Genomic DNA, 22,563 nt, shown 5'->3' with positions numbered 1-22,563 from the left:
ACGCGGCGAAAGCGGCGTCGAGTTGAGGAAAGAGATAAATGAGTATGGTTGAAACGACGCCGGGCAAGATTCAGGTTCGCGATTTGAACTTCTATTACGGCAAATTCCATGCACTGAAAAACATCAGCCTGGATATTGCCAAAAATCAGGTGACGGCGTTTATCGGGCCGTCGGGTTGCGGTAAGTCCACGCTGCTGCGTACGTTTAATAAAATGTTTGAGCTCTATCCTGAGCAGCGCGCGGAAGGCGAGATCCTGCTGGATGGCGACAATATTCTGACTAACACGCAGGATATTGCGCTGCTGCGCGCGAAAGTAGGGATGGTGTTTCAAAAGCCAACGCCGTTCCCGATGTCGATTTACGACAATATCGCTTTCGGTGTGCGCCTGTTTGAGAAGCTTTCACGCCCGGATATGGACGAGCGTGTGCAGTGGGCTTTGACTAAGGCCGCATTATGGAACGAAACCAAGGATAAACTGCACCAGAGCGGGTACTCTCTCTCCGGTGGTCAGCAACAGCGTCTGTGCATTGCCCGCGGGATCGCGATCCGCCCGGAAGTGCTGTTGCTTGATGAACCCTGTTCAGCGCTCGACCCGATCTCAACCGGTCGTATCGAAGAGCTGATTACGGAACTGAAACAGGATTACACCGTTGTTATCGTAACGCACAACATGCAGCAGGCGGCGCGCTGTTCCGATCACACGGCATTTATGTACCTCGGTGAGTTGATTGAGTTCAGCAATACAGATGATCTGTTCACGAAGCCGAAGAAGAAGCAAACGGAAGACTACATTACCGGGCGCTATGGTTGATTTGCCGAGCCGTAAAGGTCTCAGCAACCCTGTTACAACGTGAAATCTGTCGGGCATTTGGAGTGCACCATGGACAATCTCAACCTTAACAAACACATTTCCGGGCAGTTCAACGCTGAGCTGGAAAGCATTCGCACTCAGGTAATGACCATGGGTGGAATGGTGGAGCAGCAGCTTTCTGATGCGATCACCGCCATGCACAACCAGGACAGCGAGCTGGCTAAGCGCGTTGTTGAGGGCGACAAACAGGTCAATATGATGGAAGTTGCCATCGATGAAGCCTGTGTGCGCATTATTGCTAAGCGTCAGCCGACGGCGAGCGATCTACGCCTGGTGATGGCGATCATCAAAACCATCGCTGAGCTGGAACGTATTGGCGACGTGGCGGATAAAATCTGCCGTACCGCGCTGGAAAAGTTCTCCCAGCAACATCAGCCGCTGCTGGTAAGCCTTGAATCGCTGGGCCGACACACCGTGCAGATGCTGCATGACGTGCTGGACGCTTTCGCCCGTATGGATCTGGACGAAGCGGTGCGTATCTACCGCGAAGATAAAAAAGTGGATCAGGAATATGAAGGCATTGTGCGTCAGTTAATGACCTACATGATGGAAGATTCCCGCACCATTCCGAGCGTGCTGACCGCGCTGTTCTGCGCCCGTTCCATCGAGCGTATCGGCGACCGTTGCCAGAATATCTGTGAATACATCTTCTACTTCGTGAAGGGGCAGGATTTCCGTCACGTTGGCGGCGATGAACTGGATAAGCTGCTGGCGGGAAAAGATCCCAAAGAGTGATGTGAAAACCCCCTCAGCGACGAGGGGGTTTTTTTCAGGCCGATTTTGCCAGCAGCTTTCTTGCCAGCCTATCGATATCCTCATACTGCCAGAGTTTGTCACGCCACGTTTGCGGAATGCCGTTTACCCCGTAGAACGCACCAGCCAGTTGTCCGGCAATGGCGGCGGTAGTATCCGCATCATCGCCGAGGTTGGTGGCCAGCAGGATGGTTTCTTCAAAGTCGTTACCTTTGGCGAAACACCACAGCGCCGCTTCCAGGCTCTGCACGCAGTAACCGGTACCAAAAATCTCCGCCCGGTTTTTTTGCAGATAGCAACCCTCAGCGATGTGGCGCAGGTTTTCCTGCTCCGGCAACTGCGCGATATCGGTCAGCGTTTCCTGCTTACTTTTGCCCTGTAAGGCATTCATAAGCTGTTGTGCGAACAGACGGCAGCTGGCGAGTGCTTCCGGCGCTGCGTGCGTCGTGCGTGAAGAGGCTTGTGCATATTCCAGCACTTGCGCTTGATCCGGAAAGAACCACAGTACCACAGGCGCCAGACGCATCAGTGAGCCGTTGCCGGCCGTTCGCGGGTTGCTGGAACCGGCAAACGGCTCGCCATTATTGGCGAACTTCTGCAGCGCGCTGGCAACGGTCATGCCGATATCAAAACAGTGACCTGTAGAGCTTAAATAGCCCCACTTCCACCAGTTCAGATAACGGTTCATCTGATCCTTTGCGTCAAACCCGTTACAGGTGACCAGGCTTTCCGCAAGGCACAGCGCCATTGAGGTATCGTCAGTCCACTGCCCGGCCTGTAAATGAAACGGGCCGCCGCCTTCCATCCCCTTCACGGGTGGAAAGGAGTCCTTCGCGCTGAACTCCACCGTGGTACCAACTGCATCACCTGCGGCCAGCCCGAGCAGGCAACCCTGGTAACGTGCAAGTAATTCAGGCATCTGTTGTGCTCCTGTCGTTCTCCATCAGGATAAATCGGCCCACAAGCGAAGTTTCCCGCAATGCAGGCAGCGGAAGAGATAACCCTGGCAATCACCGCCGTCGAGCAGGTATTCGGGGAGCTTCTCGTAATCAATGCCGAAAGCATCGCAGTCGGCCCGCAGATCGGCAAATTGGTCCAGCTTGTCGGCAATCTCTTTCCAGCCAACGTAACCCTCGAAGGCGCAAAAATCATTACAGTGCGCCAGCCAGAACTCCTGCTGCCAGCCACAATATCCCGGCGTTCTTTCGGTTAATTCAATCACGCTGGCTTCCGGCCAGGGATTTTTAAAACCGGTAAATTCGCCTTCGTCGTCGAACTCGCTTTCTATACCCTCCAGAGAGGATTCATCCTGAAAGCTGCCGCCAAATTTCTCTGCGGCCGCACCGTCAGCAATACACCATGGGCAGAGATAATCGACATCTTGTTGGGTATAGAACGGATTGGTGTAGTAGACATTGGTCGGCTGCTGACAGCAGGCGCAGGTGACCGTTTTGTCTTCAGAGAACACCCCGGTTTCCAGAGGCTGCGGGTGATATTTAAATACCGGTAGAGGGCGATGTGTCTGGGCCATAAAAACATCCTGTTTAGTGGTTTAGATTAACGCGTAACATGCCACCCGCGAGCGCGCCACAGCTCTGGCAACTGCGCCAGGTCAGTGAACATAGTCACTTTTGGGTGGTCGATGGGTTTGTTATGCGGATCGGCGCAGAAGTAAAATACTTCCATCCCTGCCGCGATACCAGATTGCGCCCCGGCGGTGGAATCATCCACCAGAATACAGTTTGCCGGATCGACATTAAGCGCTTTAGCTGCATGGTACATTATCGCCGGATCGGGCTTCCAGCGTTGGATGTCATAGCCGCTAAACAGTTTTTCAGGAAAGTGATGTAGCATTCCAAGTTTGCCCAAAGAGTGTTGCATTTTGCTGACGGGGCCATTAGACACGACGCACATCGGAATCGCCACCGCGTCCAGCAATGCATTCGCTCCGGCAATCACTTCCAGCTCGCTGTCAAACAGACGCGCTACTTCCGCGCGGTACACCGGCTCCAGCGCGCTTTTATCCAGCGGTTTACCGTACTCCTCGCCGATAACATCGATGATTTCATACAGTTTCATACCTTTAAATCGTTTAAAAACCTCGTTCAGATCGAGCGAAATACCAAACGTTTCAAACATATGCACGTACGCGCGGGAACAAATTACTTCACTGTCGACCAGGGTGCCGTCACAGTCGAAAAATACCGCTTCAATGTGGGACATGCCGTTTCCTGTTTTATTGCAAGTTTAACGTTTACTTAACGCAGATTACGGGACGCAATCGTTGCCGTATAAGCAAATTCAATGAAAAAAAGTGTGTGATAACCGTCAACATTGTCTCATTTTGGTATAGGATAGCGACGAATTTTCCCTCCTATTCCGGAAATTGATAATGAGCCAACAACACACTACCCAGGCTTCAGGCCAGGGGTTGCTTGACCGCGTGTTTAAACTGCGCGAGCACGGCACTTCGGCACGCACTGAGGTGATCGCCGGTTTCACGACGTTTTTGACGATGGTGTATATCGTTTTTGTTAACCCCCAGATTCTGGGCGTCGCCGGAATGGATACCAGCGCAGTATTTGTGACAACCTGCCTGATTGCTGCTTTTGGCAGCATTCTGATGGGGCTGGTGGCGAATTTGCCGGTCGCACTGGCGCCGGCCATGGGCCTGAATGCTTTCTTTGCGTTCGTGGTCGTTGGCGCGATGGGCCTCTCCTGGCAGATTGGCATGGGCGCAATTTTCTGGGGCGCGGTCGGTTTGCTGCTGCTGACTATTTTCCGCGTTCGTTACTGGATGATTGCCAATATCCCGGTGAGCCTGCGTGTTGGTATTACCAGCGGTATCGGTTTGTTTATTGGCATGATGGGGCTGAAAAACGCCGGTGTTATCGTCGCCAACAAAGAGACGCTGGTGAGCATTGGCAACCTGACGTCTCACAGTGTTCTGCTGGGTGTGCTCGGTTTCTTTATCATCGCGATTCTGGCGTCGCGCAACATTCACGCCGCGGTGCTGATCTCTATCGTTGTGACAACGCTGCTGGGCTGGCTGATGGGTGATGTGCAGTACCACGGCATCGTTTCCGCGCCGCCGAGCGTGGCGTCCGTTGTCGGCAACGTTGATCTGGCCGGTTCGTTTAATATCGGTCTGGCGGGTGTGATTTTCTCGTTTATGCTGGTTAACCTGTTCGACTCTTCCGGTACGCTGATTGGCGTGACGGATAAAGCCGGGCTGGTGGATGAGAGCGGCAAATTCCCGCGCATGAAGCAGGCGCTGTTCGTTGACAGCATCTCTTCAGTGACAGGTTCGTTTATCGGCACCTCTTCCGTGACGGCTTATATCGAATCGTCTTCGGGTGTCTCTGTCGGTGGGCGTACCGGCCTGACCGCAGTGGTGGTTGGTCTGCTGTTCTTGCTGGTTATCTTCCTGTCGCCGCTGGCGGGCATGGTTCCGGCTTATGCCGCTGCTGGTGCGCTGATTTACGTTGGTGTGCTGATGACATCCAGCCTGGCGCGCGTGAAATGGGAAGATATGACAGAAGCCGTGCCTGCATTCATCACTGCCGTGATGATGCCGTTTAGCTTCTCAATTACTGAAGGTATTGCGCTCGGCTTTATCTCTTACTGTGTGATGAAGATCGGCACTGGCCGTCTGCGCGATCTGAGCCCGTGTGTTCTGGTGGTTGCGGTGTTGTTCCTGCTGAAAATCATCTTTATTGACGCGCATTAATCTTTCTCCCTCTCCCGCAAGGGAGAGGGATTTACCATTACCGCTTAACGCGCTGAATATAATCACCAAACGCCGTTAGCTGCCCGGTCAAATGGTCGAGCGTACTTTGATCAACCACTTCTCCTGTTTGCTGATCCACCTTGTTCTGGATCACGCCGCCCATAAACTCCGGCTTGTTCATTACCATCGCATCCAGGAATACCAGGATCTGGCGTAAGTGATACTGGCAGCGAGCACCACCAATCGCGCCCATTGAACTGGTCTGGATCAACACCGGTTTTCCAGCCAGCGGTTGCTCAGGCAGACGCGATAACCAGTCGATGGCGTTCTTCAGGCCGCCAGGCACGGAGTAGTTATACTCAGGCGTCACAATGACCACGCCGTCCGCAGCGCGGATTTGTGCCGCGATCGCTTCCACACTTTGCGGGAAACCTTCTTCTTGCTGAATATCAGCGTCATACAGCGGAATATCAGCAATAGAAGGTAGCGGCGTTACTTCCATTCCTGCCGGAGCGAGTTTCGGTAACGTGCGTGCAACCATGGCATTGAATGAGCCTTTGCGCAGGCTTCCGAGAAGTGTCACAACCTTAAGTTCAGCAGACATAATGACTCCTGTGTAGGGATCAATTAAGGATCAGCGCTTTTTCCGCAGGCAGGCTGGTGAATCGCATTAAGCGGGATGCGGGATCGTTAGCGCGCGTTTGCACATCAGAAAGATAACGCCACCCTTTTTGACTGTCGAATTCCCAGATCTTCAGGCTTTCGATTGCCGGGCTCACGGCGACCGACCAAATCAATACATCTTCCGCGTCACACATCACTTCCACCTGCGACAGTTGCGCAGTGCGAAGACGCCCAGAGCCTGGCAACAACTGTAGCTGGCCCGGCTCATCCTGCATCTGGTGCAGCAATTTCATTACGCTCTGGCGAATGGTCAAAAGCTGGGTTTGCGCTTCGTTAGCATCGTTTTGGTTGTTGATCCACAACTGTTCATTATTGGTGAACGTGTGTTTATGGCCGTGCGGGCTATGAAAACTCCGTGTTGCGCGCTGTAACTCCATATCCAGCCCGCATTCGCCTTCGGTGGTGATAGCCACACCGACCATGTTCCCGGCATACGCCAGTGAGAAGTGCGGCAGGCTGCTGTCGACAAACCTCGGTCTTCCGCTTGGCTCAACTTCTATTTCCGGCAGTTCACTCGCGCCGTACAGCATAAACAGCATTTCGGCGAGTAACGCGCGGGAAGCGAGAAAGCGTGAGCGGCGGTGTTCAGGAAGCTGGCGCGCCGTATCGTGGCAGGTTAGTGGTAATCGGGTAGAAATGAGATGCCCTTCTGACAGAATCCCTCTAGCAAAGTGCGTCGCCATTTTTCTCTCCGTGATAATGGTCTGAGTTGATCGAATCGATAATCAATATTATCGCCCATACTGCATAGGTTTTAATGCGGAAATTCGTATCTGAAAAGTCCTAACGGGGATATTTACACTTTCTTTCGCTGATCCGAAACACTTTAGGAAAATCCACCGTAGTAACACAAACGGCCGTTAAAACGGCCGCCATGTCATTACTTACCAATACAGAAACTTGAGAAAATGCGCCCCAGCAAGTCGTCCGAGGTAAACTCGCCGGTGATTTCACTTAAGTTCTGCTGTGCCAGGCGTAGCTCTTCGGCAAGTAATTCACCTGCCCATGCACCTAACAGCTGTGCTTTGCCCTGTTGCAAATGCTCTGCGGCCGTTTCCAGCGCTTGTAAATGACGACGACGCGCGAGGAAGCCGCCCTCCATGTTGGTGTCAAAACCCATGCTCTGTTTAAGATGCTGGCGTAACACCTCCACACCTTCACTGGTTCGCGCTGAAAGGCGAACCAGTGAGTGATTATTCACTTCACTGATGCCAGGCGGTTCTCCGGTCACGTCCGCTTTATTGCGTACCACGGTAATCGGTAGTTTTGCTGGCAAACGGGCAATAAAATCGGGCCAGATCGCCGCCGGGTCAACGGCATCGGTAGTGGTGCCATCCACCATAAACAGCACTCGGTCGGCTTGTTCGATCTCCTGCCAGGCGCGTTCGATGCCAATGCGTTCCACTTCGTCGCTGGCTTCGCGCAACCCGGCAGTATCGATAATATGCAGCGGCATACCATCGATATGAATATGTTCGCGCAGTACGTCGCGAGTGGTGCCGGCGATCTCGGTAACGATTGCCGCTTCGCGTCCGGCCAGCGCATTCAGCAGGCTCGATTTTCCGGCATTTGGGCGTCCGGCAATAACGACCTTCATCCCTTCGCGCAGCAGGCTGCCCTGGCGCGCTTCGGCGCGTACGGCGTCCAGATCGGCGATAACGTTATTCAGTTGCGCTTCGATTTTGCCGTCGGAGAGGAAATCGATCTCCTCATCCGGAAAGTCAATTGCCGCTTCGACGTAGATGCGCAGGTGAGTAAGTGCTTCCACCAGGTGATTCACGCGGGCGGAAAATGCGCCCTGCAATGAGTTAACCGCCGAACGTGCCGCCTGCTCAGAGCTGGCATCAATCAGGTCGGCAATTGCCTCAGCCTGCGCCAGGTCGAGCTTGTCGTTAAGGAATGCGCGCTCAGAGAACTCGCCAGGATTGGCGATACGCAGCCCTGGCAGCGTCAGGATGCGTTTTAACAGCAGATCGAGGATCACCGGGCCGCCGTGGCCTTGCAGCTCCAGCACGTCTTCACCGGTGAAAGAATTCGGGCCGGGGAACCACAGCGCAATGCCCTGGTCCAGTGCGGTGCCGTCGACATCCATAAACGGCAGATAGTCGGCATAACGCGGTTTCGGTAGCTTGCCCAGCACCGCCTGCGCTACATCGCGTGCTTTGCTGCCTGAAATACGCAGGATGCCCACGCCACCGCGTCCCGGTGGGGTTGCCTGGGCGACAATCGTGTCGTTGTGGTTCATGGTTTATTTTCCGAAATCTCAAAATAAGAAAGGCGGTCAGTTGACCGCCTTCCGTAGAGCTATGACTTACTGTCAGGAGCTTTTCTTCTCGCGGCTATGCAAACCACGTTTCTCCAGACCACGGTAAATCAGCTGCTGCTGAATAATGGTCACCAGGTTGCTGACGATATAGTACAGCACCAGACCTGACGGGAACCACAGGAAGAACACCGTGAAGATGACCGGCATAAAGGTCATGATCTTCTGCTGCATCGGGTCGGTCACGGTGGTCGGCGACATCTTCTGAATGAAGAACATCGTTACGCCCATCAGGATCGGCAGGATGTAGTACGGGTCTTGCGCGGACAAGTCGTGGATCCACAGGGCGAACGGCGCGTGGCGCAGCTCAACGGAACCCATCAGCATGTAGTACAGCGCGAGGAAGATTGGCATCTGAATCAGCAGCGGGAAACAGCCACCCAGTGGGTTCACTTTCTCCGCTTTGTACATCGCCATCATTTCCTGGCTCATACGCTGTTTGTCATCGCCTAAACGCTCACGCATCGCCTGAATTTTCGGCTGCAGCATGCGCATTTTCGCCATGGAGGTGTACTGCGCTTTCGTCAGCGGGTACATGATGCCACGTACGATAAAGGTGATGGCGATGATGGCGAAGCCCCAGTTGCCGAGGAAGCTATGGATCCATTTCAGCAGTTTGAACAGCGGCTGAGAGATGAACCATAACCAGCCGTAATCCACGGTCAGATCCAGGTGCGGTGCCGCAGCAGCCATTTTGTCCTGAATCTCCGGGCCAACCCACAGGGTGCTGTTTAGCGCGGTAGTCTGACCAGGCTGAACAATAACCGGCTGGGATTTGTAGCCGATAGCGGCCACGCCATTACCCAGATTGCTGGTGTAGAAGTTATTGGCACTGTTGCTGCTCGGGATCCACGCCGTAGCGAAATACTGTTGCAGCATCGCAACCCAGCCGCCATTGGAGCTGACGTTCAGGTTTTCGTTATCGGCGATGGTGTCGAATTTGTATTTCTCGTACTTCGCGTCTGGCGTCGAGTAAGCCGCACCGCGGAAAGTATGCAACGCAAAGTTGCTGCTGCCGGTATCACGGTGAGTCGGTAAATTGATGGATTGCTTCAACTGACCGAAGGCTGCCACTTCCAGCGGTTTTTCGCTGGCGTTCTGCACGTTATAGCCGACGTTCACCGTGTATTCACCGCGTTTCAGGGTGAAGACTTTGGTGAAGGTGTTGCCAGCCGCATCGGTATAGGTCAGCGGGATAGCCAGCTCGTTCTGGCCATCAGCCAGCACAAACGCATCTTTTTCCACGTTATACAGCGGACGTGGGCCGTTCGCCGGGTTATCCGGGCCATCACGACCTGTCAGGCCACTCTGCGCCTGATAGATAAACTGCGGGGTGGTTTCCAACAGCTGGAACGGCTCGCTGGAACCCAGCTCTTTCGGGTAAGCCGGAAGCAGTGCCTGCTCAACATCACCACCACGGGTGTTGATGGTCAGCTCGAGCACATCGGTTTTAACCGTAATCAGTTTCCCCTGGCCACTGGCCGGAACGCCCTGGTCGGCTGCGTTACCCGCTGCGGTGGTCGTAGTCTGCGTGGTCTGCTGCTGCGCCGGAGGAGGATTTTTATCCTTCTCCCACGTTTGCCAGATCATGAAAGACACGAACAACAAAGCGATGATAAAAAGATTGCGTTGCGAATCCATCGTTAGTGTTCTCTGGTTTTAGAAGGTCCTGGCGGGACGGGATCGTCTCCACCCGGGTGTAAAGGGTGGCATTTTAATACGCGTTTCACTGTCAACCAACTGCCTTTTATCACTCCAAACCTGCGCAATGCCTCAATTCCATAGTGAGAGCAGGTTGGGGTGAAACGGCAGTGCGGCCCGAGTAGCGGACTAATCAGGCGTTGATAGACCCGAATGAGGGCTATCAGGACCCTTGAGCCAGGCGACAATGGCGGCGCCATAATTTTTCCAACGCTTCCGAGAGAGCACGGTTATCGAGGTCGGCAACCCCTTTCTTCGCCACCACCACAAAATCCATTGCCGGCAGTTCATGCTGGCGTAAACGGAAACTTTCACGCGTCAGACGTTTAATCCGATTGCGTTCATGGGCGCGTTTGACGTTTTTTTTGGCGACGGTAAGACCGATACGGGGATGCCCCAGCGAATTCAGGCGGCCGAGGATGGTGATTTGCGGCGTGCCAGCCCGTTGTGGCTGCTGGAAGACGAAAGTGAAATGAGTGGGAGTTAACAAACGTAACTCCCTGGGAAAAGCGAGCTTAACCACTCAGGGGTTAGCTTTATTACTTGGAAACGGTCAGACGTGCGCGGCCTTTAGCGCGACGACGAGCCAGAACCTGGCGACCATTTTTAGTAGCCATACGAGCACGGAAGCCGTGAGAACGGTTGCGCTTCAGTACAGACGGTTGAAAAGTGCGTTTCATGGCGGTTTCTACCTAAACTTGAATAAATTCACTGACTTTTGCGTATGCCTGAACGGATATCGAACGACTGGCGCGCAAGCCATGGGTAATTAAAGAGGCCGGATTGTAATAATTGTACACTCCGGAGTCAATTCTCTTTCCTTATTGCGCTCCTATTTTTGCACAGATTCGCACAAAAAATAAGCAGCATTCGACGCCCAACAAGAGCAATACGCGCCGGGGGCAGAATTATACGGAGCCAACAGCAAAGCGCAAGGATCCTCCAGGATCTTCATTAGATCGTTTAAGCAATAAATCGGCGTTACTCATTAAATTTTCCAATATGCGGCGTAAATCGTCTCGCACGTCTGGTTGGATCGTTTACACTTACCCGATTCCGAATCGCCCTGTGGATAAATAGTGAAGAATCTGTGAGAAACACAAGATCTCTGCCGCGGTTTACGCTATGATCCGCGGTCCCGATCGCGATCCAGGATCGTGAGCAGGGCAAAAAACCGTAAATAGCGGTTCGCACGTCACCCGGTTGGGTCTTATCGACGTGTGTCAAAAAACATTAATGTTTCTGTCTTTACTATTTATCGATTTTCGTTCGAGTGGAGTCCGCCGTGTCACTTTCGCTTTGGCAGCAGTGTCTTGCCCGATTGCAGGATGAGTTACCAGCCACAGAATTTAGTATGTGGATACGCCCATTGCAGGCGGAACTGAGCGATAACACGCTGGCTTTGTATGCGCCAAACCGTTTTGTCCTCGACTGGGTTAGGGACAAATACCTTAATAATATCAACGGGCTGCTGAATGACTTCTGCGGCACGGATGTTCCGCAGCTGCGTTTTGAAGTGGGCACCCGCCCGGTTAGCCAGACCCTGAAAGAACCTGCTGTTGTCGCTGCGCCCGCGCAGGCGGCGCAAGTAGTTGTGCAGCGTGCGGCACCGGCAGCTCGCCCTGGCTGGGATAATGTCCCGGCGCCAGCGGAACCGACCTACCGCTCAAACGTTAACGTGAAACATACCTTTGATAACTTCGTTGAAGGTAAGTCTAACCAGCTTGCTCGTGCGGCGGCTCGTCAGGTAGCGGACAACCCCGGCGGTGCGTATAACCCATTGTTTTTATATGGTGGAACCGGTCTCGGTAAAACGCACTTGTTGCATGCGGTGGGTAACGGCATTGTGGCGCGAAAGCCCAACGCTAAAGTGGTGTATATGCACTCCGAGCGTTTTGTCCAGGACATGGTAAAAGCCCTGCAAAACAATGCGATCGAAGAGTTTAAACGCTACTACCGCTCCGTTGACGCCCTGCTGATCGACGATATTCAATTCTTTGCCAATAAAGAACGATCCCAGGAAGAGTTTTTCCACACCTTTAACGCCTTACTTGAAGGCAATCAGCAGATCATTTTGACGTCGGATCGTTATCCAAAAGAGATCAACGGGGTTGAGGATCGTCTGAAATCCCGCTTCGGCTGGGGGTTAACGGTGGCGATCGAGCCGCCGGAGCTGGAAACTCGCGTCGCGATCCTGATGAAAAAGGCCGATGAAAACGATATTCGTCTGCCGGGTGAAGTGGCCTTCTTTATTGCTAAGCGCCTGCGCTCTAACGTGCGTGAGCTGGAAGGGGCGCTGAACCGCGTTATCGCCAACGCCAACTTTACTGGTCGTGCGATTACTATCGATTTTGTCCGTGAGGCGCTACGCGATTTGCTGGCGTTGCAGGAAAAACTGGTCACCATCGACAATATTCAGAAGACGGTGGCGGAGTATTACAAGATCAAGGTAGCGGATCTGCTGTCGAAGCGTCGATCCCGTTCGGTAGCCCGCCCGCGTCAGATGGCGATGGCGCTGGCAAAGGAGCTGACCAACCACAGTCTGCCGGAAATCGGCGATGCATTTGGTGGTCGCGACCATACTACCGTGCTGCACGCCTGCCGTAAGATTGAGCAGTTGCGTGAAGAAAGCCATGATATCAAAGAAGATTTTTCCAATTTAATCAGAACATTATCTTCGTGACGCTATGAAATTTACCGTTGAACGTGAACACTTATTAAAGCCGCTGCAACAGGTTAGCGGCCCGCTGGGCGGACGTCCGACGTTGCCTATCCTCGGTAATCTGCTGCTTCAGGTTACTGAAGGCGCGTTGTCGCTGACCGGCACCGATCTCGAAATGGAGATGGTGGCGCGTCTTGCATTAGTCCAGCCGCATGAACAGGGAGCGACCACCGTACCGGCGCGTAAATTCTTCGACATCTGTCGCGGTCTGCCGGAAGGCGCTGAAATCGCTGTGCAGCTGGAAGGCGAGCGTATGTTGATCCGTTCCGGGCGCAGCCGTTTCTCTCTTTCCACTCTGCCTGCTGCTGATTTCCCGAATCTGGACGACTGGCAAAGCGAAGTGGAGTTCACGCTTCCGCAGGCCACCATGAAACGCCTGATCGAAGCGACGCAGTTTTCGATGGCGCATCAGGATGTGCGTTACTACTTAAACGGCATGCTGTTTGAAACCGAAGGCGAAGAGCTGCGTACGGTTGCGACTGATGGTCACCGTCTGGCAGTCTGCTCAATGCCGATTGGTCAGGCGCTGCCGAATCATTCGGTGATCGTGCCGCGTAAAGGGGTGATTGAGCTGATGCGTATGCTCGACGGCGGTGATATGCCGCTGCGCGTGCAGATTGGCAGCAATAACATCCGTGCGCACGTTGGCGATTTCATTTTTACCTCCAAGCTGGTTGATGGCCGTTTCCCGGATTATCGCCGCGTATTGCCGAAAAACCCGGACAAGACCCTCGAAGCGGGTTGCGATTCGCTGAAACAAGCATTTGCCCGCGCGGCGATCCTCTCTAACGAGAAATTCCGCGGCGTGCGTCTGTATGTCAGTGAGAATCAGATCAAAATCACCGCCAACAACCCGGAGCAGGAAGAAGCGGAAGAGTTTCTCGACGTCACCTACGGCGGGAGCGAAATGGAAATCGGCTTTAACGTCAGCTACGTGCTGGACGTACTGAATGCGCTGAAATGCGAAAATGTGCGCATTCTGCTGACCGATTCGGTTTCGAGTGTGCAGATTGAGGATGCGGCGAGTCAAAGCGCAGCCTATGTTGTCATGCCCATGCGTTTGTAGTGATTAAAAGGGGCTGGTTTACTTGCCATTTCGCCTTCCGGCAGTGCTCGAAATGCTCACGTACTTCGTGTACGCTCCGCTTTCTGTGCGCTGACGGTAGACGAACTGGCTGCGACACTCACGCCCCTGGACTGATGCTCTGAACTATGTCACTGACCCGCCTTCTTATTAAAGACTTCCGTAACATCGAGAATGCGGATCTCGCGCTCTCCCCTGGCTTTAATTTCCTGGTCGGTGCGAACGGCAGCGGCAAAACCAGCGTGCTGGAAGCGATCTATACGCTCGGTCATGGGCGGGCGTTTCGCAGTTTGCAAATCGGCCGTGTGATCCGTCATGAGCAGGAATCTTTTGTTCTGCATGGGCGTTTACAGGGCGAAGAGCGGGAAACGGCGATTGGCCTGACCAAAGACAAGCTCGGCGACAGCAAAGTGCGCATTGACGGCACCGACGGGCATAAAGTCGCGGAGCTGGCGCTGCTGATGCCGATGCAGCTGATCACGCCGGAGGGGTTTACTTTACTCAACGGCGGCCCCAAATACCGAAGAGCGTTCCTCGACTGGGGATGCTTTCACAACGAAACCGGTTTTTTCACCGCCTGGAGCAATCTCAAGCGTTTGCTGAAACAGCGTAACGCCGCGTTGCGCCAGGTGAGCCACTACGCGCAGCTTCGTCCGTGGGACAAAGAACTTATCCCGCTGGCTGAGCAAATCAGTCGCTGGCGTGCGGAGTACAGCACCGCTATCGCTGAAGATATGGCGGATACCTGCCAACAATTTTTGCCGGAGTTTTCCCTGACGTTCTCTTTTCAGCGTGGCTGGGAGAAAGAGACGGACTACGGCGACGTGCTGGAGCGCAATTTTGAGCGCGACCGCATGCTGACCTACACCGCGCACGGCCCGCACAAGGCGGATTTCCGCATTCGTGCGGACGGCGCGCCGGTAGAAGACACGCTGTCGCGCGGGCAGCTAAAACTCCTGATGTGCGCGCTGCGTCTGGCGCAGGGCGAGTTTTTAACGCGCGAGAGCGGACGACGCTGTTTATACCTGATAGATGATTTTGCCTCAGAACTTGATGACGCGAAGCGCGGGCTGTTAGCCAGCCGCTTAAAAGCTACGCAGTCGCAGGTTTTCGTCAGCGCTATCAGCGCTGATCACGTGATGGACATGTCGGACAAAAATTCGAAGATGTTCACCGTGGAAAAGGGTAAAATAACGGATTAACCCAAGATTAAATGAGCGAGAAACGTTGATGTCGAATTCTTATGACTCCTCCAGTATCAAAGTCCTGAAAGGGCTGGATGCGGTGCGTAAGCGCCCGGGTATGTATATCGGCGATACGGATGACGGCACCGGTCTGCACCACATGGTATTCGAGGTGGTAGATAACGCTATCGACGAAGCGCTCGCAGGGTACTGTAAAGACATTATCGTCACGATCCATAGCGATAACTCTGTCTCCGTACAGGATGATGGCCGTGGTATACCGACCGGTATTCACCCGGAAGAGGGGGTTTCCGCAGCGGAAGTGATCATGACCGTTTTGCACGCAGGCGGTAAGTTTGACGATAACTCCTATAAAGTTTCCGGCGGCCTGCACGGCGTGGGTGTTTCCGTGGTTAACGCCCTGTCGCAGAAACTGGAGCTGGTTATCCAGCGCGATAACAAAGTTCACCGCCAGATTTATGAGCACGGCGTTCCGCAGGCACCGCTGGCGGTTACCGGTGACACCGAAAAAACCGGGACGATGGTGCGTTTCTGGCCGAGCTATGAAACTTTCACCAACGTTACCGAATTCGAATATGAGATTCTGGCGAAGCGCCTGCGTGAGCTGTCATTCCTGAACTCTGGTGTGTCTATCCGACTGCGTGACAAGCGCGATGGTAAAGAAGATCACTTCCACTACGAAGGCGGCATCAAGGCGTTTGTTGAATACCTCAACAAGAACAAAACGCCGATCCACCCGAATATCTTCTATTTCTCCACCGAAAAAGACGGTATCGGCGTCGAAGTTGCGCTGCAGTGGAACGATGGTTTCCAGGAAAACATCTACTGCTTTACTAACAACATTCCGCAACGCGATGGCGGTACTCACCTTGCAGGTTTCCGTGCGGCGATGACCCGTACGCTGAACGCCTACATGGATAAAGAGGGCTACAGCAAGAAAGCCAAAGTCAGCGCTACCGGCGATGATGCCCGTGAAGGCCTGATTGCGGTCGTCTCTGTAAAAGTGCCGGACCCGAAATTCTCCTCGCAGACCAAAGATAAACTGGTCTCTTCTGAGGTGAAATCGGCGGTAGAACAGCAGATGAACGAACTACTCAGTGAATATCTGCTGGAAAACCCGTCCGACGCGAAAATCGTGGTCGGCAAAATTATCGATGCGGCGCGTGCGCGTGAAGCGGCGCGTAAAGCGCGTGAAATGACCCGCCGTAAAGGCGCGCTGGATCTTGCCGGTCTGCCGGGCAAACTGGCGGATTGCCAGGAGCGTGACCCGGCGCTGTCCGAACTCTACCTGGTGGAAGGGGACTCCGCGGGCGGTTCTGCGAAGCAGGGCCGTAACCGTAAAAACCAGGCGATTCTGCCGCTGAAAGGCAAAATCCTGAACGTTGAGAAAGCGCGTTTCGACAAGATGCTCTCTTCGCAGGAAGTGGCGACGCTTATCACGGCGCTGGGCTGCGGCATCGGCCGCGATGAGTACAATCCGGATAAATTGCGTTATCACAGCATCATTATCATGACCGATGCGGACGTCGATGGTTCGCACATCCGTACCCTGCTGCTGACCTTCTTCTACCGTCAGATGCCGGAAATCGTTGAGCGCGGCCATGTCTACATTGCGCAGCCGCCGCTGTACAAAGTGAAAAAAGGCAAGCAGGAGCAGTACATCAAAGATGATGAAGCGATGGATCAGTACCAGATCGCAATCGCCCTTGATGGCGCCACACTGCACACCAACGCCAGCGCACCTGCGTTAGCCGGTGAGCCGCTGGAAAAACTGGTCGCTGAATACAACGCGGTGCAGAAAATGATTGGTCGCATGGAGCGCCGTTTCCCGCGCGCGCTGCTGAAAGAGCTGGTGTATCAGCCGACGCTGGCCGAAGCCGACCTTTCCGACGAACAGAAAGTGACTCGCTGGGTTAATGCCCTGGTCACTGAGCTGAACGAAAAAGAGCAGCACGGTAGCCAGTGGAAGTACGATGTGCGTGTGAATAGCGAGCTGAACCACTTCGAGCCGATTATTCGCGTGCGTACTCACGGCGTCGACACGGATTATCCGCTGGATAACGAGTTTATTATCGGTGGCGAATACCGTCGTCTCTGCGCGTTGGGCGAAAAGCTGCGTGGTCTGATTGAAGAAGACGCCTTTATCGAACGTGGCGAGCGCCGTCAGCCGGTTGCCAGCTTCGAGCAGGCGCTGGACTGGCTGGTGAAAGAGTCCCGCCGTGGTCTCGCTATCCAGCGTTATAAAGGTCTGGGTGAAATGAACCCGGATCAGCTGTGGGAAACCACTATGGATCCGGACAGCCGCCGTATGCTGCGCGTGACCGTCAAAGATGCGATTGCCGCAGACCAGCTGTTCACCACATTGATGGGCGATGCGGTTGAACCGCGCCGCGCCTTTATCGAAGAAAACGCCCTGAAAGCGGCGAATATCGATATCTGATCCGCTGTTTCCCCTCTCCATCCGGAGAGGGGAAAATCTAAAAGAGGCACTTCCCGCCCCGTTTCCATCCCCCTTTTCCCGTTTTATCCGTGCTGTTTTTTGAGCGGAATCGCGTTAGCATGAGCCTGGAAATATCTCATCTGGGGATCTCATGGCTATCAAACTTATTGCAATCGATATGGACGGCACGCTGCTGCTGCCGGACCACACCATCTCTCCCGCGGTTAAAAACGCGATCGCCGCTGCGCGCGAACGCGGTATTAACGTGGTGCTGACCACTGGCCGGCCATATGCGGGCGTACACAGCTACATGAAAGAGCTGCATATGGAACGGGAAGGCGATTATTGCATTACCTATAACGGCGCACTGGTACAGAATGCCAGCGATGGCAGCACCGTCGCGCAAACTGCGCTGAGCTATGATGATTATCGCTATCTGGAAAAACTCTCCCGTGAAGTGGGTTCCCACTTTCACGCGCTGGATCGCAATACGCTCTACACCGCTAACCGTGACATCAGCTACTACACCGTGCATGAATCTTACGTCGCCACCATTCCGCTGGTGTTCTGCGAAGCCGAGAAAATGGATCCGACAATCCAGTTGCTGAAAGTGATGATGATTGATGAGCCAACCATTCTTGATCAGGCCATTGCCCGTATTCCGCAGGAAGTGAAAGAGAAATATACCGTGCTGAAGAGCGCACCGTATTTCCTTGAAATCCTTGATAAACGCGTCAACAAAGGCACCGGCGTCAAATCGCTGGCCGATGCGCTGAATATCAAACAAGAGGAGATCATGGCGATTGGCGATCAGGAAAATGACATCGCGATGATTGAATATGCCGGCGTGGGCGTGGCGATGGATAACGCCATCCCGGCGGTGAAAGAGGCGGCGAATTTCGTCACCAAATCGAACCTGGAAGACGGTGTTGCCTACGCGATCGAGAAATTTGCGCTGAACTAAGCCGTAACATGCGCAAGGGCGCTACGCCCTTGCCGCTGTTGTTGGTTTTTCTGCGGTCAGCGGGATATGCGCAATGCCGCTTTTCATGATCCATTTGCGTAACCACGGTGTGGTAAGAACGCGATTTTTAATGATTTTTCCCAGCAGTTTTATGCGTAATCCCCGCGTTTTTTGGCGATAGACGTTATTCGCATTATCCAGCGCATTGCAAAGCACGCCGCTGAGTATTTCGGCGCTATCCAGCGCGTAACTGATGCCCTCGAGCGAGCTGGCGCTGATAAAACCGGCCGCTTCACCAATCAAAAATGCATTATCTTCCCCACAAACAAAATCGCCCCAGCGCGACGGGCACAGAACGGTACATTTTTCGCTTTTCACCACCTCGCCGAAGCGAAAATTGAACGTCTCAAGCCGCGTTTTCAGCGCCTCAAAATTTTCACGGCTGTTTTTCAACGCAAACGCACCGCCAAAAATAAAGTAGCCCTCTTTACTGATGCTCCATGCATAACAATCGGTGGTCGCGTTATCGAAAACGCAGGAATAGAACGGCTGCGGGTGCTGGTCTTTAAACCATTGTTGCAGCGCGACATATTTACGAATGTCATGCGCAGGGTAAATAACCCGCCGCACCATTGAGTTTGCGCCGTCTGCGCCCACCAGATAACGGCATGTCACAGTGGATTCCGCGCCTTCGGCGCAAAATGTCAGATGCCAGAGATCGTTTTCGCGCCAGATTTTTCGGCACAGCGCATCGTGGTAAACATTGACCGAGGGTGGAATCAACGATTTCATCCACAAATCAAACGCATGGCGATCGATATTCAGGTAACTGCGCTGGTAGTTTCGCGTAAGGCCACTTTGCACATCGACCGTACGCACGCTAAAAATCTGCGGATCGGCCATCACCTGCACCGGAAGCGTAATACCTGCACGGATAAACGCCCGCTGCGCATCGGGTGCCAGCAGCCCACCGCACGGTTTTTTAAAGCCGCTATTGCCCTGCTGCTGCTTTTTATCCAGCGCGATAACGCTCAGGTTCCCGGCTAACTGCCGCGCCAGCGCTGCCCCCGCTGGCCCCAGCCCGATTATTGCCACGTCAAAATGCTGCATCATTTCCTCCTGTGTTAAGGGAGGAAGGCTATACCGAGTCTGTGAAGTGACCGTGAAGTACAGAGTAGGCGAATCCCGCCCATTGCTATACCCTGAAGCGACATTATGGCTTCAGGGTCTTTTCATGAAACGGCTCACCTTTGCTCCGCGCAATCATCAACTTACCAATATCAACACCTGGACAGCGGACAGCCAGTGGCTGGTATTTGATGTTCGGCCCTCTGGCGCATCGTTTACTGGTAAAACCATTGAACGGGTCAATGTGCGCAACGGTGACGTTGAGGTGCTGTATACCGCAACACACGGTGCGCATGTCGGGGTGGTGACGGTGAACCCTCGGGCGCAAGAGTATGTCTTTATCCACGGTCCGGAAAACCCGGACGCCAGCTGGCAGTATGATTTTCACCATCGGCGCGGCGTGGCGTTGGCAAATGGTATCGTCCGTAACCTTGATGCGCTGGACATTACCGCGCCTTACACGCCCGGTGCATTACGCGGCGGCACACATGTGCATGTGTTCAGCCCGAATGGTGAGTTTGTGAGCTTCACGTATAACGACCATGTATTGCACGAGCGCGATCCGGCTCTGGATTTACGCAATGTCGGTGTCGCGGTGCCGTTTGGCCCGGTTACGCCGCCTTGCACGCATCCACGCGAATATGGTGGAAGCCACTGGAGTGTTTTGGTTAGCCGCACGACGCCCGTGCCACAGCCGGGTAGCGATGAGATCAACCGCGCGTATGAAGAGGGGTGGGTGGGCAATCAGCGGCTGGCGTTTATCGGCGATACCTTGTCGCACAGCGGTGAAAAAGTGCCGGAGTTGTTTATTGTTGCGCTTCCCGGCAATGAACAGGGCTGGAAAACGCCGGGCGATGCGCCATTAGCGGGCAGCGAACAAACCCTGCCCGCGCCGCCAAAAGGTGTGATGCAAAAACGCCTGACGTTTACCCATCACCGCCGCTACCCAGGATTAGTGAATGTGCCGCGTCACTGGGTGCGCAGCAATCCGCAAGCCACGGCAATCGCGTTTCTGATGCGCGACGACGATGGCATTGTGCAATTGTGGCTGATAAGCCCGGACGGCGGCGAACCGCGCCAGTTAACGCATACAACTCACGGAATTCAGTCAGCTTTTAACTGGCATCCTTCCGGCAAAGCGCTGGGATTTGTGCTGGAAAACCGTATTGCGATGTGCGACGCGCAGCATGGCGATATCACCTTTTTGAGCGCCGATCATGCAAATCCGCCGTCGGCAGATGCGGTCGTGTTTTCACCGGATGGTAAGCAGATTGCCTGGATGGAAGAGGTGGACGGTTTCCGCCAGCTATGGATGACGGAAACCGGCAGGTAATTTAATGTGCCGGCATGGGCGCGGGGGGGATCACCGAATCGGTCGCCAGCGAGGCTTTCTCGCTTTGTTCCACCCGCGATTTGAGAGAACTATCGCGGCGGAAAAGATCCCACGGCAGCAATAGCGTATCCAGGATGGCGGTAAAGGGCATATCCAGCACCACCAGTGATTTCGTGCCTATGCCGGTGTCATCATCAGACAGCATCGCCGAACTGGCGCGTGTGCCGGGGTACGTCCCCTCTTTGCCGCCAGTATGCGACATCACGCTTGAACACCCCGACAACACCATCCCGCTGAGCAATGCAGAAACTATCAGAATCGTTTTCATTTTCGATTTGTCATCGTTGTTTATCGTTTGAATGCTATCCAGGGGGTTATAGCCTCCCGAACGAGAAAGCGACAGCATTCGAGCTCCGCTCTGTGGCGGCATTCGCACTTTAACTTTTTGTGCTGCTACCCCAGTCTATGCGTTGTGCCAGAAAGTGCAAAAAAAAGTCCGAATTGCGGGCTTGAAAACCTCTCCTTCAACCACATTTTAGGAATGTAGCCCGGGAACATGCCGGAAGGGTGTTCGGCTACGTTAGTTGCCTGTCCATGGTGGAAGGCATAAAAATCTCGCTGATTTCAGGAGCTTTAACTATGCGTAACTTCGATCTTTCCCCGCTTTATCGTTCAGCCATTGGTTTTGACCGTCTGTTTAACCTGCTGGAAAACAATCAGAACCAGAGCAATGGTGGTTACCCTCCGTACAACGTTGAGTTAGTGGATGAAAACCACTATCGCATCGCTATTGCTGTGGCCGGTTTCGCGGAAAGCGAGCTGGAAATCACCGCGCAGGACAACCTGCTGGTGGTGAAAGGTGCCCATACCGACGAACAAAAAGAGCGCACTTACCTCTATCAGGGCATCGCCGAACGTAACTTCGAGCGTAAATTCCAGCTGGCGGAAAATATCCACGTGAAGGGTGCCAATCTGGTCAACGGCCTGCTGTATGTCGATTTAGAACGCGTGATCCCGGAAGAGAAAAAACCGCGTCGTATCGAAATTAACTAATTATCCAGGGTCGCGGCTGGCGGCCCGTCCCAGACATGCTCGCCGACAGGGAGCATATGTGAGCTTACGCGCTCGCAGGTATTCACTCGCTTCTTAGAAGGAGAAACACAATGCGTAACTACGATTTATCCCCGCTGCTGCGTCAATGGATCGGCTTTGACAAACTGGCCAACGCCCTGCAAAGCACCAGTGAGCAACAGGCGTTTCCGCCCTACAACATTGAGAAGGGCGACGACAATCACTACCGCATTACCCTCGCGCTGGCTGGTTTCCGCCAGGAAGAGCTGGATATTCAGCTGGAAAACGGGCGCTTAACCGTTAAAGGTACGCCGGAAAAACCGGCCAACGAGCCGAAATGGCTGCATCAGGGGCTGGTGATCCAGCCGTTTAGCCTGAGCTTTACGCTGGCCGACTATATGGAGGTCTCCGGTGCGACCTTCACCAACGGCCTGCTGCATATCGATCTGCTGCGTAACGTGCCGGAAAGCGCCGCGCCTCAGCGCATTGCCATCAGCAATCGCCCGGCGTTAAACAGCTAACGGTCAGTAACGAAAAGGCTCCGCATGCGGGG

23 protein-coding genes and 1 other annotated feature are annotated in these 22,563 nt (G+C 54.0%); of the genes, 11 read left to right on the top strand and 12 right to left on the bottom strand.

Annotation, left to right across the window (positions count from 1 at the left end):
* Nucleotides 1-38: 38 nt before the first annotated feature.
* Together pstB and phoU are read left to right on the top strand one after the other, a co-directional pair.
* A complete protein-coding gene (gene pstB, locus H650_RS14090; RefSeq protein ID WP_017458060.1) occupies nucleotides 39-812 on the top strand; it encodes a phosphate ABC transporter ATP-binding protein PstB in 774 nt (257 codons plus the stop codon).
* Nucleotides 813-881: 69 nt separating this feature from the next.
* Nucleotides 882-1,607: a phosphate signaling complex protein PhoU gene (gene phoU, locus H650_RS14085; RefSeq protein WP_017458061.1), complete on the top strand. Its 726-nt coding sequence runs from the start codon at nucleotides 882-884 to the stop codon at nucleotides 1,605-1,607.
* A gap of 34 nt (nucleotides 1,608-1,641) precedes the next feature.
* Here phoU and H650_RS14080 read toward each other — a convergent pair whose 3' ends face one another.
* Genes H650_RS14080 through yieH form a run of 3 tightly spaced genes read right to left on the bottom strand, consistent with a single transcriptional unit; the run spans nucleotide 1,642 to nucleotide 3,848 of the window.
* Nucleotides 1,642-2,544: an ADP-ribosylglycohydrolase family protein gene (locus H650_RS14080; protein ID WP_020455855.1), complete on the bottom strand. Its 903-nt coding sequence runs from the start codon at nucleotides 2,542-2,544 to the stop codon at nucleotides 1,642-1,644.
* A gap of 24 nt (nucleotides 2,545-2,568) precedes the next feature.
* Nucleotides 2,569-3,156: a PF03691 family colicin E2 tolerance protein CbrC gene (gene cbrC / locus H650_RS14075; RefSeq protein ID WP_020455854.1), complete on the bottom strand. Its 588-nt coding sequence runs from the start codon at nucleotides 3,154-3,156 to the stop codon at nucleotides 2,569-2,571.
* Nucleotides 3,157-3,182: 26 nt separating this feature from the next.
* Complete coding sequence (gene yieH, locus H650_RS14070; protein WP_020455853.1) at nucleotides 3,183-3,848, bottom strand: 6-phosphogluconate phosphatase; 666 nt, start codon at nucleotides 3,846-3,848, stop codon at nucleotides 3,183-3,185.
* Nucleotides 3,849-4,017: 169 nt separating this feature from the next.
* On the opposite strand from yieH, the gene H650_RS14065 reads away from it, so the two are divergent.
* Nucleotides 4,018-5,355: an NCS2 family permease gene (locus H650_RS14065; RefSeq protein WP_020455852.1), complete on the top strand. Its 1,338-nt coding sequence runs from the start codon at nucleotides 4,018-4,020 to the stop codon at nucleotides 5,353-5,355.
* A gap of 37 nt (nucleotides 5,356-5,392) precedes the next feature.
* On the opposite strand, the gene H650_RS14060 is transcribed toward H650_RS14065, so the two are convergent.
* From H650_RS14060 to rpmH, 7 genes are all read right to left on the bottom strand, one after another.
* Nucleotides 5,393-5,959, bottom strand: coding sequence for an NADPH-dependent FMN reductase (locus H650_RS14060; RefSeq protein ID WP_020455851.1), 567 nt, complete (start codon nucleotides 5,957-5,959; stop codon nucleotides 5,393-5,395).
* Nucleotides 5,960-5,978: 19 nt separating this feature from the next.
* Complete coding sequence (locus H650_RS14055; RefSeq protein ID WP_020455850.1) at nucleotides 5,979-6,722, bottom strand: 4'-phosphopantetheinyl transferase family protein; 744 nt, start codon at nucleotides 6,720-6,722, stop codon at nucleotides 5,979-5,981.
* 197 nt (nucleotides 6,723-6,919) lie between these two features.
* Nucleotides 6,920-8,284 carry a tRNA uridine-5-carboxymethylaminomethyl(34) synthesis GTPase MnmE gene (gene mnmE / locus H650_RS14050; RefSeq protein ID WP_020455849.1) on the bottom strand — a complete coding sequence of 455 codons (1,365 nt, stop codon included), beginning with the start codon at nucleotides 8,282-8,284 and terminating at the stop codon, nucleotides 6,920-6,922.
* A gap of 72 nt (nucleotides 8,285-8,356) precedes the next feature.
* Complete coding sequence (gene yidC, locus H650_RS14045) at nucleotides 8,357-10,003, bottom strand: membrane protein insertase YidC (RefSeq protein WP_020455848.1); 1,647 nt, start codon at nucleotides 10,001-10,003, stop codon at nucleotides 8,357-8,359.
* A gap of 2 nt (nucleotides 10,004-10,005) precedes the next feature.
* Entirely contained in the window at nucleotides 10,006-10,263 is a 258-nt protein-coding gene (gene yidD / locus H650_RS24650) for a membrane protein insertion efficiency factor YidD (RefSeq protein WP_017458070.1), read from the bottom strand.
* Nucleotides 10,227-10,586, bottom strand: coding sequence for a ribonuclease P protein component (gene rnpA / locus H650_RS14040; protein WP_017458071.1), 360 nt, complete (start codon nucleotides 10,584-10,586; stop codon nucleotides 10,227-10,229). The genes yidD and rnpA overlap by 37 nt, the downstream gene beginning before the upstream one ends.
* 16 nt (nucleotides 10,587-10,602) lie before the next feature.
* Nucleotides 10,603-10,743, bottom strand: coding sequence for a 50S ribosomal protein L34 (gene rpmH, locus H650_RS24645; protein ID WP_000831330.1), 141 nt, complete (start codon nucleotides 10,741-10,743; stop codon nucleotides 10,603-10,605).
* A 605-nt stretch (nucleotides 10,744-11,348) separates the two neighbouring features.
* On the opposite strand from rpmH, the gene dnaA reads away from it, so the two are divergent.
* From dnaA to yidA, 5 genes are all read left to right on the top strand, one after another.
* Nucleotides 11,349-12,746, top strand: coding sequence for a chromosomal replication initiator protein DnaA (gene dnaA / locus H650_RS14035; RefSeq protein WP_017458072.1), 1,398 nt, complete (start codon nucleotides 11,349-11,351; stop codon nucleotides 12,744-12,746).
* Nucleotides 12,747-12,750: 4 nt separating this feature from the next.
* Entirely contained in the window at nucleotides 12,751-13,851 is a 1,101-nt protein-coding gene (gene dnaN / locus H650_RS14030; RefSeq protein ID WP_020455845.1) for a DNA polymerase III subunit beta, read from the top strand.
* Between the two features lie 146 nt (nucleotides 13,852-13,997).
* Nucleotides 13,998-15,071: a DNA replication/repair protein RecF gene (gene recF, locus H650_RS14025; RefSeq protein ID WP_017458074.1), complete on the top strand. Its 1,074-nt coding sequence runs from the start codon at nucleotides 13,998-14,000 to the stop codon at nucleotides 15,069-15,071.
* A gap of 28 nt (nucleotides 15,072-15,099) precedes the next feature.
* On the top strand, nucleotides 15,100-17,514 hold the full coding sequence (gene gyrB, locus H650_RS14020; protein WP_020455844.1) for a DNA topoisomerase (ATP-hydrolyzing) subunit B: 2,415 nt from the start codon (nucleotides 15,100-15,102) through the stop codon (nucleotides 17,512-17,514).
* Nucleotides 17,515-17,665: 151 nt separating this feature from the next.
* A complete protein-coding gene (gene yidA / locus H650_RS14015) occupies nucleotides 17,666-18,478 on the top strand; it encodes a sugar-phosphatase (RefSeq protein ID WP_020455843.1) in 813 nt (270 codons plus the stop codon).
* Between the two features lie 21 nt (nucleotides 18,479-18,499).
* Here the strand turns inward: yidA and H650_RS14010 are convergent, their stop codons facing one another.
* A complete protein-coding gene (locus H650_RS14010; protein ID WP_020455842.1) occupies nucleotides 18,500-19,588 on the bottom strand; it encodes an FAD-binding protein in 1,089 nt (362 codons plus the stop codon).
* Between the two features lie 124 nt (nucleotides 19,589-19,712).
* Between H650_RS14010 and H650_RS14005 the strand changes: the two genes are divergently transcribed.
* Entirely contained in the window at nucleotides 19,713-20,939 is a 1,227-nt protein-coding gene (locus tag H650_RS14005) for a YidR family protein (protein ID WP_020455841.1), read from the top strand.
* Between the two features lies 1 nt (nucleotide 20,940).
* Here H650_RS14005 and H650_RS14000 read toward each other — a convergent pair whose 3' ends face one another.
* Complete coding sequence (locus tag H650_RS14000; RefSeq protein WP_044489763.1) at nucleotides 20,941-21,267, bottom strand: YceK/YidQ family lipoprotein; 327 nt, start codon at nucleotides 21,265-21,267, stop codon at nucleotides 20,941-20,943.
* Nucleotides 21,268-21,509: 242 nt separating this feature from the next.
* Nucleotides 21,510-21,585 (top strand) — a sequence feature (ROSE (Repression Of Heat Shock gene Expression) occurs in the 5'-region of heat shock genes and acts as an RNA thermometer to modulate expression.).
* Here H650_RS14000 and ibpA point away from each other — a divergent pair.
* Nucleotides 21,579-21,992: a small heat shock chaperone IbpA gene (gene ibpA, locus H650_RS13995; protein WP_020455839.1), complete on the top strand. Its 414-nt coding sequence runs from the start codon at nucleotides 21,579-21,581 to the stop codon at nucleotides 21,990-21,992. (Overlaps the previous feature by 7 nt.)
* A 110-nt stretch (nucleotides 21,993-22,102) precedes the next feature.
* Nucleotides 22,103-22,531: a small heat shock chaperone IbpB gene (gene ibpB, locus H650_RS13990; protein ID WP_017458081.1), complete on the top strand. Its 429-nt coding sequence runs from the start codon at nucleotides 22,103-22,105 to the stop codon at nucleotides 22,529-22,531.
* The last annotated feature ends 32 nt before the right edge of the window (nucleotides 22,532-22,563 follow it).

This window comes from Enterobacter sp. R4-368, from assembly GCF_000410515.1.
Taxonomy (GTDB): domain Bacteria; phylum Pseudomonadota; class Gammaproteobacteria; order Enterobacterales; family Enterobacteriaceae; genus Kosakonia.
This window is presented reverse-complemented; position numbering and strand designations above follow the sequence as displayed.